The following is a 13,009-nucleotide window of genomic DNA, read 5'->3' on the forward strand; positions in this document are numbered from 1 at the left end:
GTTTCGCGATCATGCGTTTCGTGCGCCACGCGGGGCTCACGGTCGCAGAAGGGCAACTACGCGTTCAAAGTGAAATGCCCACCGATACCGGTAAGCATTTCGTCATTCCACTAGCTCGCGCTTTGTGCAGCCGCAAGCTGCGTTTTTAGGAACCGCACTGAGCTTTCCAATGCCTGGCGGCCTTCGGGCAACATCGTCGCGTAGAAATGCCAGGCGTGGAACATGCCTGGCCAGACTTCCAGGTCAACCCGCACACGATTGTCACCAAGATGGGTGGCCAGGCGCATTGCATCGCTGAGCATCAGTTCGTTCTCGCCGATCTGTACCTGGATCGGCGGCAATCCTGTGACATCCGCGAACACCGGTGAAGCCAGCGGATGGTTGGGCAACGCCTGACCGAGAAACGCCCGCGCCAGCATATCGAGGCCGGCCTTGGTATTGAGCGGGTCGAGGCCTTCGCGATTGGTCATCGAGATCCCGGTGTGCTCGAGATTGGCCCACGGCGAGATGGCCGTCCCTCCTGCTGGTAGCGGCAAGCCCGCATTTCTGGCAGCAACCATGATTGAAACGACCATCGCGCCACCGGCGGATTCCCCGGCAAATACGATTCGGTGGGCGGGGATGCCTTGATCGAGTAGCCCCTTGTATGCGCTCAGCGTGTCGTCGATCGGCACCGGGAAAACGTGTTCTGGAGCAAGACGGTAATCGGGCATGTAGACCTTTGCGCCGAGCAGTTTGGCGTAGTTGCCGCCGATGCCATGGTAACCGCCCGGCTCGCCGACAATATACGCGCCTCCGTGAATGTAGAACAGAACAGCATCAGTGGTCAGGCTATCCGGAGTGATCAGCGTGGCCGGCACGCCAGCCAGTTCGCACGTTTCGAAACGGACGCCGTCCGGCGCAGGTTGTTTCGCCAGCATCGCGGTATAAGCCGAGCGAATCTCGGTCATCGAGATATCGCTATTTTCGCCCTTCAATATGGGGCCGAGATTCTCCAGACTCCTGGCCCAGTCTTTCACGCCGCGCGCAACTTGTTCGTTCATGATTTCGTCCTTCAATGGTTAGCAATGCCCAGAGACCTGGGTAAACATTTCGCGTAAGGAATGTTATTGGATGTATTGGGGAATTTGTTTCGCAACACTGCGGATGACTTTTGCAGTTTCGCGCTGGACCGCAAGTAGGAGAACGCTCCGAGCTTCACAACCGAAACGCCGGGCGGCTTGTCCCATTCCGCGCTAAGCCGCCGGCGTCACTGCCGCGTCGCCGCTTATTTGCCAGACGCAGACACTTTTGTTAGCTTGTAGGCATCGGCGCGTTGCGTACATTTCTGACAGTTGATGCCAGGCTCGCCCGGAGCAGCGACGACTGCGTCCGCTGGCAGCGGTTGAATAGTTGCACCTGCCGTCGCCTCGCCATTCAAGGCCGAGCGAAGAGAAAGTTCCGGAAGCAGGCGAGGATTGAACACCTCGGTCACGAATGAATCAGGGACCTTGCCGGGAGGGAATGCGTTGCAGCCGTTCTCGAGCTTATCGCCCGTGCACAGCTTGACCTGTTCGGCGGGAACCCAGGGCAGGGGGTATTCGATGTTGTGGATTTCGAGCTTTCTCTTGCCCAGAAGCACTTCCATCATCAGCTTGAAAGTGAACGCCGCGGTTGCGGGAGGAGAGCCGGAGGACACGCCTTGCAGCCCCTTGCTACGCATGTCTCCGCTGCCAAGAGCCAGCCGAAAGCCGTTGGAATTCTCTCCGGTAACGGGAACGAGCTTCTTGCCTGACGCCTGCAGTGCCTTGATCGCACCGTCTTCGCCTGCTTCGGCCCAGATGCCGTCGACGTCCGGGTGTGCCGCGAGCGCCTTCGCGGTTTCCTGCTGGGTCGTACGGTCGTCCCAATAGCCGTAGTACTCGGCGACGACGTGAATGCCCGGATATTTTTTGAAGACGCTCATCGCACCGTCGTAGTGGCGCTTGTCAACCGAATTGCCCGGAACACCGCGGCTCATGAAGATGTTGCCTTTTCCATGCAGCGCATTCGCCAGCTGCTGCGCGGTGTTCTCGCCAAAGCCAGCAGTGATGTAGCTCACGTTATAGGCACACGGTTCGGTCACAGTCGCGTCGTACATGAAGAACAGCGTTCCCTTCTCGCAACCTCGCTTGATGACGCGGTTGAGCGCCGTCGGCGAAATGGGGAAGCTGATCACTCCATCTGCGTTGGCTGCGATCATGCTCTCATAGGCGGAAATCTGCGCCTGAACGTCCGTTCCAGAAATCACCTCCCTCAGTTCCACTAACTTGTCGTAGGGAGGCGTCTTCGCCACCGCCTTCACGACGTTGGCGGCTTCTGATTGCCATGCGTTTCCGCTATAACTGAGGCTCAGATAGATCAGGTATTTGTCCTTGGTCGGCTTCGCTTGCGCGTTAGCAGTTCCGATCCCGCAGTATCCGGCTGCGGCTATAGCGGCGGCGAACGTGCCCACGCGAGCCCATTGGGCAACAGACTTCAGGGTTTCCATGATGCGTCTCCTTGGCAGAACGCCAATTTTTGAAATCACTTCTGGTTTGCAGAAATCAGACGTTCCGTCCCGGGCCGGTTCGTTAGATTCACGTATTGATTCTTGAAATACAGTTCGTTGTACTACGCGATGTAGATCGATATGTCGTGTCGATCGATGCGGGTCCCGCTCAGCTAAGCACGTCGTCTAGCCGTCGACCGGATCCAGTCCAATGCGCCATCGTGCTGGAGCAGAATGGCGGCGAGAATCAGTCCGCCTGAAATCATGGTTCTCCAACCCTGAGCCAATCCGAGCGATGTAATGACCATGTCGAATATCGTCAGAAGGATGGCCCCACCGATTGTCCCGACGAAGGTCCCTCTGCCGCCAAGAATCGATGAGCCCCCAATGACAACCGCCGCAACTGACGGGAGAAGGTACGATTCGCCCATCCGCAGGGTCGCGCCGTTCGAATAGCCGACAAGCATCATCCCCGCAAAACCGGCGAACGCGGACGAAAGCGCATAAGTGCAGACGGTAATAACGTTAGTCCGCATGCCAGCAATCTTCGCAGCTGCGGCGTTACTGCCCATTGCGTAGAGCCGCTGACCGAACGAGGTGCGAGATTGCACGAATACCGCGGTCGCGCAAAAGAGAACCACGAACAGGTTGACCATAGGCACACCGCCGACACGGCCTGTCATCAGCCGGGAGAGCGAATTCGGAGCGGAACCGCTCAAGGTGCCACCGGTCGCTCCAAGGCAGATGCTGTAGACGATGATGCCCGATGCCAGGGTCATGATGAACGGTGGGATTCTGAGTAGCGTCACGCCCAATCCGTTCAGGACTCCAATCGAGGCGCACACAACCAGAACGGCCGGAATCTGCCACCAAAACCCAGCCGGGGAGAGCGTGCTCATCCATGCCGCCGCCAGGATCCCGCCGACTGTAACGACCGAGGGAATGGAAAGATCAAGTCCTCCAATAAGAACGGTCAAGCCCTGGCCGTACGATATGACGATCAGGAACGAGGCAAGCGTCAGAATCGTTTGCAGCTGATGGACGCTGCCAAACTCCGGATTGATGAACTTCGAAAAGAACAACGCGAGGACACAGACCACATAGACGCCGATGGTGCCGACTGTGTCGCGTTGAAGCCGCACCGCTCCACGCTTGTCTTCGCCCCGGACGAACCGGGTGCCGGCCTTGACCGGCTCATCTCTCAGATTAAGCATGTTGGCGATTCCTCCGTGCAAGGTAGGTAATGACGTTAACCAGAATGACGGCGACAATCATGACGAACCCTTGAAACAGTCCAATATAGAAGGACTGAACGCCAGAAGAGAACAGTACTTTTTGTAGCAGCATCAGGGTCGCGGCTCCAATCATGCTGCCGTACAGACCGCCTTGACCGCCCGTGAAGGCTGTCCCACCGAGGGCGACAGAAGCGAAGACAAGCAGCAACAGAGTCGACCCAGCGTTCGGGTCCCCCGAGGCAGTCTGCGCGGACAACATGAAGCCGGCGAGACCATACAGAGACCCCGCCATAACGAAGGCGATGCACTTCGTCCGTTTGACGTTGATGCCCGAGAGCGCGGCGGCCGTCTGGTCCTTGCCTACTGCGTAAAGTGCCACGCCTGTATTAGTCCGCCGAAAGACGGCCCATAGCAGGGCGACCGCGATGGCAACCAGCCCGGACACAGGGACTACGCCCCATAGACTGTTAGTCAGCGTGTCGCTAATCCACTCGGAAACGCTGCCTCCAGGGGCATCGAGTATCACCAATGCCAGGCCTTTGGTGAGAATCATCATCGCGAGCGTGACTGCAATAGACTGAAGTCCTCCGTATGCCACGAAGAATCCGTTGCAGAGTCCGACTACTGCTCCGATGGCGATTGCAATTACCGCGCTCGTCAGAGCGCCGCTTGCTCCGTCCATTGGGTGAGTAGCCAGCACTACGTTCACCAGCGAGAGAACGCCCGCTACCGAAAGGTCAAAGCCACCCAGCAGAATTACAAACGTCGCTCCTGCCGCGGCGATGGCAAGCGGAATTGAGTTGTTCACCAGGTCCGCAAAAGCGGATGCCGAGAGCGCGCCAGCTTCCACTCGGGAGTAGACCACGTAGAGCATCACGTAGAGGATGACGACGGTGGTCAACCCGTCCGTCAGCAGTCCGCGAGCCGACGGGGTCCGGGTTCTGGTAGCGGTGTTCATGCTGCTCTCCCGGTGTTGCTACGATCGAGATGTCCCGTGGCAGCTGCAACGATACGGCGCTCTTCTATTTCCTCGCCTTCCAGTTGCGCGACAATGCGGCCGTCATAAACCACCAGACATTGGTCACACAACTGGACGATCTCCGACAGTTCCGACGAGTAAAGGAGGACGGCACCGCCGGCGGCGGCATACCGCTGAATAGCTTCGTAGATAGCCTGCTTCGTGCCGACATCGACTCCACGAGTTGGATCAAACAGCAATAGGGCTCGGGCGCCGGTGCTAAGTACTCGTGCGAGTAGCGCCTTTTGCTGGTTTCCGCCCGACAGCTCGCCGATCTGAAAGTTAAAGTAGCGGTCGGCGAGGTCTACTTCCCGCGCCACGCTCTTCATTAACTTCAGTCCTCGTGCGCGTCGTATTACACCGAGCGTGGAGACCTTGCCTAATGCCCCCAAGGTGACGTTTTTCTGAACGGATAGCGTCGGAAAGATGCCGTGCGTTTTGCGCTCCTCCGGCAACAGGCAGACTTCAATGCCGGCTTTTAGCGCTTGCGACGGCGACTTTATTCGAACCGTTTCTCCGTCGATCCTGATAGTCCCACTCTCAATTGCAGTCAAACCGAATAGCGCGTGAAAGAGGTCGCCTTGCCCCTGACCGTCAAGACCCGCGACGCCAACGATGCCTCCCACGGCCACCTCGAACGATGCTGCCTTGATTGCACCGGCATGAAGGTCGGTCACTTTGAGGCGCGACTTGGTTACCCGATTGATTCGTGACCTGTCCCGCGAGAATGTCGCGAGGCTGGAACCGACCATCATTTCAAAGATGGCCGCATCGTCCGTCTGCCGAAGATCGGTAGTCGCGATGCTGCGGCCGCTCCTGAGCACGGTGCCGCGCGCACACAGCTCACGGATCTCGTTCAGCCGGTGAGAGATGTACAGGACGGACGTGCCGCGCGCCGTCTCGGCGCGAATAAGCGCGAATAACCAATCGGTGGACGACAGCACGGCAGTAGGTTCGTCGAGGATGAGCAGCTTCGGTCCCTTGCTCATCGCCCGGACGATTTCGAGTCGCTGGCGGTCGGCAAGCGAAAGCTGCGATACCTGCGCACGAGGATGAAGCTGCAGCCCGTATCGATCAAGCGTAGCCGCAGCGCAATCTTCGTTGTCTCGACGCGAAATCAGCCGCGACCGTCCTTTTTCAAGCCGAGGGAGCGCGAGATTTTCCGCGACCGTCAGGTTGGGCAGAAGGCTCAACTCCTGGAACGCGGTAGCAACGCCCTGAGCCCGAGCGTGCAGAATCGACTGCGGCTTGTATGGCAAGCCAACGAGCGCGGCGGTCCCTGAATCCGGCGTCACCACCCCGCTCAGTATTTTGACGAGCGTCGACTTGCCTGCTCCATTCTCGCCAAGAATGGCGTGTACCTCGCCCGGCAGAATAGTAAGGTCGACGCCTCCGAGTGCGACGGTCGGCCCGTATGACTTCTGCAGACCCGTCACGCTCAGCGTAGGAACCACCGATGCGGCATCCGTCACTGCTGTCTCCTTAATTTATAAAGCCGAAACCGATGCGCCAGGCTGCTGTCCAGCCGCCATCCGCTTTCCGCGAATACATCGAGCCGCGATCACTTCCGAAACGCAGGCAGATTCAGATGCATTGAGTTGAGGAAATCGCCTGCGCAGCGACGTCGCCGATGTGGACGTCCGTGTCTCCGGTTGCGAACCGACGAAAAAGGGGCAACGGAGCGTCCCGTGCACACATAACCCGTCACCGGCGCTCCGCCAGACGCTCCTATCGGCTGGCTTTTCCGAAACCAGCCTCATGCAGGAAGCTGCGAACGGTGTCGCAGAATTCCAGCGGATTCTCGGTCATCGGATAATGACCCGTGCCGGCCAGCACTGCGATCTTGCTGCCGGGAATGCGCGAAGCCGCTTCCTCGACCTTTTCCTGATAGACAAGCCAGTCAGCGTCGCCGCGAAGCAGCATGACGGGCGCCTTGATCTTGCCTACCTCCGAGCGCTTATCGAAGTTCGCGTAACCAGTCAGATCGCCGCGCATGACTTCCGGCGTCGTGCGTGAAATCTGCCACACGACTTCTCTCGCCCGGTCAGGCGGAGTGCGATAGCCGGTCATCGAGCGCGACCACGCGCCGATGATTTCGGTGCCGTTCATGAGGAGCATATCGAGGAAGAACTCAGAGACAGTCGGCGTGTAATCGGCGCCCTCGGCCGAGATGATCGCGGAGTACGCCTCGGGACGACGTGACCCAAGTTCCAGCACCAGATTGCCGCCCATCGAACAGCCCATGATCGCGGGCTTTTCCAGGCCGAGAATGTCCATCAGGTGTTCGTTGAATTCCGCATGACGCGTCAGGCTATGAAACGGACCGTCTGCGGGCAACTCCGTCTTCGAGTGGCCGGGAGCATCGACTGCGATGACCCGGAACTCGTCGGATAGTCCGTCGAGTACATGCCGGTACATAAGCGTGTCTTGCGAGGCCGCGTGGAAGCACACAATCGGATGCCCTTCGCCTGCTTCCTCGTAGTAGACGCGGATGCCATCGACCATGACATAGTGGCCGGTCGTTTCCTTGCCTGACGGTCGCGGACCCGGCGAAAACGGGATTTTTTCGATTTGACCCGACTTGCCGACACGCTTCATCGCATCGAACGCACGCGCCATTACGTCGACGTATTGCCACGCCGCGACGGTATTGCCTTCGAGCGTCAGCCTGCCCATTCCAGGCGAAAGCGCCTCAAACCAGTCGATCTTGCCGTCGACGACGCGCTGCCATTCTTCGTCTGGTCCCGCGACGACGATGTCTGCGCCCAAGGGGGTGCCATCCGGGAAAACAGCAACGACTTTGCCGGCCAGTACGGCGAGGGTAGAGTAGCCGCTGTCATGTTTGAACTGGATGCGACCGTCGAAGTATCGCGCTGCGCGCGTCCAGTCCTCGTCGCCGTTAAGTTCGGTAGCGAAATCGTTCCACCACTTGGTGTCAGAAAGCTTTGACATGATGCATCTCCTGATTTTAGGGTGTCCTGTGAGAGACAGTTTTCTTCACGACAGGGAAGGGTCTCCGGAGCGCCTGCCACAACCTGCGCTGATATCGATGACCGACGACCGCCTCCCGATCGCTGCTTTAAAGAATCGAGGGTTTATCTAATGAACTGCTTGACGTAATCCGCGCCCAGGCCGATCTCTTCATAGTAGCTGCGCGCCGCTTCGATCTTCGTGAAAACGTCTTCATAGCCGACAGCCACGCCTTGCGGATCAACGTAGGTATAGCCTCCCGTCACGTGAAACCAGGTGATCATCTCTTCGACGTCTTCGGGAACGAAAAGCGTGTGCGTTTCACCTGCCGGTTCGTGCGCGTAGGAGTTCAGTTCTGCGACCCAGTCATGCTCCAGGTAATACCAACGCCCCTTGAGCACCATCGCATGGACAGGACCGGTGTGCCGGTGACGCGACAGCACGCCCGACTGCCGGACGCGAAGGAGATTCACGTAGTAGCCCTGGCTCGCGCAAAGAAGCAGCGGCTTGAACGACACCGTGCTTGTCATTGGCACCCACAGTTTGTCGTCCTCGAGCCATTTATCGAGAACTCCGAGATGCACAATGTCCGGGGACATGAATGCTGGTTGCGGAAGTTGATAGGGAACCGCAGCTTCATCGCCGCGCTTTTCCGATACGGTGGACATGCTCTGCTCCTTTAACTCTTCATACGTTGAAGTTGCTACGCTCACGCCGGTCCGCGCGTCGCGAGCGCCGGGGACTTTTTGATGGAGCGTCGTGCGCTTCGGGGGTTATTGACCGCATTGACTGCGTTGCTACTGGACATTGCAGACGGTCTTCGACACCAGAGCGCGATCGTGCTTGCGAAACCAGCCGGTCGTCTCACGGGTAAAAAACGCCGTCAGGAAAAACGCGATCACCATCAGTCCTGCGATGAAATACAGCGCATTGTTGTAGCCGCCCGCGTGCCCGAAGCCACCACCTGCACCGATCAATGCGCCGATCACGAACGGACCGAAGCCACCCAGGTAGATACCAACGTTAATAATCGAACCCGCGATCCCCGTGGTGCCTGGCTTGGTCGAATCGAACGCAATCGCATAAACGAGAGTGTATGGAGCGTTCAGTGCAAACCCTGCAAAGAGCTGGATCGCGACGAGGGTCCCCAGGCTCATGTACGAATACTTGAACAGCAGCATGCCGACCGCCAGCCAGATGAAGACGATCATCAGGCACAGCTTTCTGCCAAGACGATCCGAAATCCACCCCCAAACAATCTGGCCGACGCCCCCGGTTATGGTGAACAGCACGCTGTATGCGGCGGCTTCGGCGAAGTTGTAGTGCGCGACGAACGCAAGGTACTGGGGTAGCCAGAAACTGATGCCGAAATAGCCCACGATGGCAAGCAGCGAGACCAGTGCAATGACCGAGATATTCGGATTTTTCATTGCGACGCCAAACGATCCCTTGGGTGCACCGGCGCCGTGCTCGAGGTCGGGGGACAAGGGTGGTGTTTCACCAGCCGCAGTGACGTGGGCGTGGAACCTGTCGTAGCGTTTTTCGCTGCAATACCACCAGTACAAGGCGAACACGATGACCATCGGGATCGGAAAGAGCAGGAACGCGATGCGCCAGTTTTCCGGGCCGTAGATGCTCAACAGCGCGCTAATTGCAAAGCCGCCGATCAGCGTGCCCCACGGATAGCCCGTGTGATGAATACCGAGTGCAAGACCGCGGCGCTCCTTGGACCACCATTCGGCGAGTGAGGTCACTTCGATAGATTCGCCCGCTCCACCAAAGGCGTGAGAAAGCACCTGCAGCGCGACCAGCACGCCAATCGACGCAGTCAGGAGATTCAAGCCGGTCAGACAGGTGAACAGTGTGTAGCCGATAACGATCGGCAGATGGCGATACTTCCTCCGCCAGCCATGGCCGCCCTTATCGGCCCAGATCATGGTCGGGATGGCGATCAACGCTGTCGACATCGTGATGATCGTCGCGTACAGACCTATGGTTGCTGCGCTTGTGCCAAACTCCTTGGTGATGGATGGCAAGACGACAAACAGCATCTGACGCGAGTTGGCATCCATCGCGTACACCAGCCACAACAACAACAGCGCCATCCATGATTCGGGAGCCACCATCCGTCTTTTCGGTGGCGCGGCGAGTCGGCCCGACCCGACGCCTTTATCTACTGTCTCCATTGCATCCTCCATATCTTCGACCTTGGCGCCGCATGTCGCCCGGTTACAAAAGCAGGTGCCTTGCTATTGATGAAGCGCTTCATAAAAGCGACGTATGTCCGCGCCTTGACGGAGGTGTCATACGTCTCTCTTTGAAGCGCTTCAAGTTTGGTCGCTGAACTAGGAATCTGCAAAGGGGGTTTTCCCTAGCGATGACTGCCCGATGACTTCTCTTTGGTAGGTGTATACGCCGGGGTTGACTCGGTCAACCGGCAGTGTCAGTCTGAAAGCGCTTCAAAAGACGGTGACGTTGACGGTCGGCGCCTTTAAAAATATTTGCGCATGGGAGCGCCAGAGCTTGAATGTGAAGCGATTCAATCCGGTCGGCGCAACGTGGCCGTTGGCCGCCGGGCCGGCTAATAGCGCTGACGGCTTCCGTCCGAGGAAAGTCGTCGGAGCAGGGCGGGGTACCTCCCCGCCTTACCTAACAGTTCATCTGAAGGAGCGCGACATGTCGGAAATTACGAGGTCTCAAGGGAAGAACATGGAAGTGAACGGCACGACCCTATGGGTCGAGGACACCGGCGAAACGGACCTTCCAGTCGTACTGTGCCTGCACTCGTGCTTTCTGGACGGAACAATGTTCGACGGCCTTGTTCAGGCGGCTGCGGGCAAATTCCGGGTTGTCCGTCCGGATTTCAGAGGGCAGGGCAAAAGTGCCCTCGACGCTGTCGATATCATCACCATGGACAAGTGCGCCGATGACATGGAGGCATTGATCGACAGGATGGGCCTTAAATCGATCAACGTCATGGCGCAGTCCATGGGCGGAGACGTGGCCTTTCGACTCATTGCTCGCCGGCAGGAGCTCTTCCGGTCCCTGGTCGTCGCGGGCTCCTCGGCTTGCGGCGAGCCCCCGGAGCAGGGCGCACGATTCGCGCAATGGGTCGTCGATGCGGGCGAAAAGGGATTTACAGGCGAAATTCTCGACATGACCATGGAAGTGATGTTCGGCAAGACTACCCGCCACGATCCGGAAAAGCAGGAAATGGTGGCCTACTGGCGAGACCGCATCGCGGCGTTGCCAAAATCGCTGCGTCCGGCGATGAAGGGCGTCATGCATCGTGAGAGTTCGGTACACCTGTTGCCGTCCATCAGGATTCCGGTGCTGATCATCAATGGCGAAGAAGACATGCCGAGGCCACCTGCATGGTCCGACGAAATGAAGCGCGAGCTGCCGAGCGCCAAGCTGATGCGGCTCAGCAAGATCGGTCACAGCCCGACCCTCGAGGCGCCCGAGCAGGTTATTCCTGCAATCATCAACTTCTACCTGGATCCGCGCGTCTGACGACGCGGTGCGCGGCGGCTTTGATGGCCGGCGTGGGTTTGCACGCGGTAATCCCGGTCGTCTACGCAAGCCGCCTGGCGCGGTTTCCCTACGGGCTGCTGCGGTCACTTTGTGCTGACTGGCTCTTCCAAAGCCGCCTCCGCAAACCCTGAATGACGCCGCCGACAGGCCTCGGCGGCTGGCCACGCATAGCGATGCGCGTGCGTTATATGAAACGCTTCATAAGAAGCTTTTCACCATGCACCGGGAGATCTGCTCGAACGAAGATCGGTGTTTACACGTAGTGCTCGCTACGAAGCGCGAAAACGCTTTTTAAGTGCGCTTCATTTCTATAGTATGACATCTCGACAACGGCAGTCGCACATGAGTCCGTGCCAGATTTGAAGGGTTTCATAGACATCACACGGTTCGCCATCATCGGGAAGCCGGATGCGCTCGTGTGCGATGCTTCTTGCGGAACGGCCTCCAGCCGGTTGCAGTCCGTGGCTCAATGCTTTCAAATATGAAGCGCTTCACATAAAGGAGACATACAATTGCGCTCAAGAATGAAAATCCTCATCTGCGCCGTCGGCGCCATCAGCGGCCTGCTGGCAGGTGGAACGCACGCGGCGGATCTGAAGATCGGAGCGATGTACCCATTCAGCGGCGGCCTTGCGCTGTTGGGCGACGAAAGCTTTCGAGGGGTCGAACTGGCCGTCGACGAGCGCAATGCCGCCGGCGGCATCAATGGCAGCAAGATCGTGCTGGTGAAGGCTGATGCCGTAGACGCAAACCAGGCGGTAGGCGAAGCGCGTCGGCTAACTTCGGTCGTGAACGTCACCGCCATTTTCGGCAGCTACTCATCCGCGGTGTCATCGGCTGCAACGCAGGTGACGGAACTTGCTGGCGTGCCGTACTTCGAGTTGGGCGCAGTTTCCGACAACATCACAGCGCGGGGCTTCAAGTATCTGTTCCGCAGCAATGCTACGGCCAGGAATTTCGCTGACCGTTCGGTCGAGGCGGTGGTCAAGGTAATTGCACCGGCGCTGAACGTCGACCCGAAGACCTTGAAGGTCGCAATTATTGCGGAGGACGGTCCATACGGAACGTTGGTCAGCGGCTACCAGAAGGAAGGCGCGAAGAAGGCCGGACTTAATGTAGTCGAAGTGCTGCCTTATTCGGCGAAGAGCGTTGACCTTTCGTCGTTGATTCTCCGACTCAAGGGCGCCGACGCCGATGTCGTCTTGCAGACCTCGTACCAGAACGATTCGATTCTCTTTTTCAGGCAATCCGCACAAGCAGGATATAAGCCCAAAGCGGTTATCGGGTCTGGCGGCGGATACTCGTTGAGCGATACCGCGAAATCGCTTGGCGCTCAGATCGAAGGGGCGTACGACGTCGATTTTCCGCAAGTTTCCATCAACCCGAAAGGCGCTCCAGGACTCGATGCATTTGCGTCCGCGTATAAGAAGAAGTTTGGCTCGGAGCCACGCTCGGGCCATAGTCTCGTGAACTACGTGGGTGCAAAGGCATTCCTCGATGTGCTGGCCAGTGCGCATTCAACGGACAAGGACAAGATTCGCGAGGCCGTGTTGGCCTACAGGAAAGCGACTGGAACGACGGCCGCAGGATGGGGCTTCCAGTTCGCCGACGACGGGCAGAACCAGCTCGCGACGACAAATCTCATGCAGTGGCAGCAGGGAAAACTTGTGACCGTCTATCCCGCGGACGTCGCAATCGCCAAGCCCATCACTCCCCGATAGTCGTCCATTCACCTTCAATAAA

Annotated in this window: 10 protein-coding genes; 2 read left to right on the plus strand and 8 right to left on the minus strand. The window is 58.3% G+C overall.

Annotated features, from left to right (window positions below; genetic code table 11):
* Positions 1 to 110 precede the first annotated feature (110 nt).
* From BCA01S_RS31905 to BCA01S_RS31940, 8 genes are all read right to left on the minus strand, one after another.
* Positions 111 to 1,043 (minus strand): alpha/beta hydrolase, encoded by a 933-nt coding sequence (locus BCA01S_RS31905; protein WP_027780369.1) that lies wholly within the window; start codon positions 1,041 to 1,043, stop codon positions 111 to 113.
* A gap of 224 nt (positions 1,044 to 1,267) precedes the next feature.
* Positions 1,268 to 2,509, minus strand: a complete 1,242-nt coding sequence (locus BCA01S_RS31910) for a sugar ABC transporter substrate-binding protein (protein ID WP_084167049.1) — start codon at positions 2,507 to 2,509, stop codon at positions 1,268 to 1,270.
* Between the two features lie 173 nt (positions 2,510 to 2,682).
* Positions 2,683 to 3,723 (minus strand): ABC transporter permease, encoded by a 1,041-nt coding sequence (locus BCA01S_RS35825; RefSeq protein ID WP_052369561.1) that lies wholly within the window; start codon positions 3,721 to 3,723, stop codon positions 2,683 to 2,685.
* Positions 3,716 to 4,702: an ABC transporter permease gene (locus BCA01S_RS35830; RefSeq protein ID WP_042320115.1), complete on the minus strand. Its 987-nt coding sequence runs from the start codon at positions 4,700 to 4,702 to the stop codon at positions 3,716 to 3,718. The genes BCA01S_RS35825 and BCA01S_RS35830 overlap by 8 nt, the downstream gene beginning before the upstream one ends.
* Positions 4,699 to 6,234: a sugar ABC transporter ATP-binding protein gene (locus BCA01S_RS31925; RefSeq protein WP_027780371.1), complete on the minus strand. Its 1,536-nt coding sequence runs from the start codon at positions 6,232 to 6,234 to the stop codon at positions 4,699 to 4,701. Before BCA01S_RS31925 ends, BCA01S_RS35830 begins: the two co-directional genes overlap by 4 nt.
* A 256-nt stretch (positions 6,235 to 6,490) precedes the next feature.
* A complete protein-coding gene (locus BCA01S_RS31930) occupies positions 6,491 to 7,714 on the minus strand; it encodes an alpha/beta fold hydrolase (protein WP_027780372.1) in 1,224 nt (407 codons plus the stop codon).
* A 143-nt stretch (positions 7,715 to 7,857) separates the two neighbouring features.
* Complete coding sequence (locus BCA01S_RS31935) at positions 7,858 to 8,400, minus strand: 2,4'-dihydroxyacetophenone dioxygenase family protein (RefSeq protein ID WP_027780373.1); 543 nt, start codon at positions 8,398 to 8,400, stop codon at positions 7,858 to 7,860.
* Between the two features lie 129 nt (positions 8,401 to 8,529).
* Complete coding sequence (locus tag BCA01S_RS31940; protein ID WP_244146090.1) at positions 8,530 to 9,930, minus strand: MFS transporter; 1,401 nt, start codon at positions 9,928 to 9,930, stop codon at positions 8,530 to 8,532.
* 478 nt (positions 9,931 to 10,408) lie between these two features.
* Between BCA01S_RS31940 and BCA01S_RS31945 the strand changes: the two genes are divergently transcribed.
* Positions 10,409 to 11,245, plus strand: coding sequence for an alpha/beta fold hydrolase (locus BCA01S_RS31945; protein ID WP_027780375.1), 837 nt, complete (start codon positions 10,409 to 10,411; stop codon positions 11,243 to 11,245).
* A gap of 545 nt (positions 11,246 to 11,790) precedes the next feature.
* A complete protein-coding gene (locus BCA01S_RS31950) occupies positions 11,791 to 12,987 on the plus strand; it encodes an ABC transporter substrate-binding protein (protein ID WP_027780376.1) in 1,197 nt (398 codons plus the stop codon).
* The last annotated feature ends 22 nt before the right edge of the window (positions 12,988 to 13,009 follow it).

The sequence above is a fragment of the Paraburkholderia caledonica NBRC 102488 genome, assembly GCF_000685095.1.
GTDB classification, from domain to species: Bacteria; Pseudomonadota; Gammaproteobacteria; order Burkholderiales; family Burkholderiaceae; genus Paraburkholderia; species Paraburkholderia caledonica.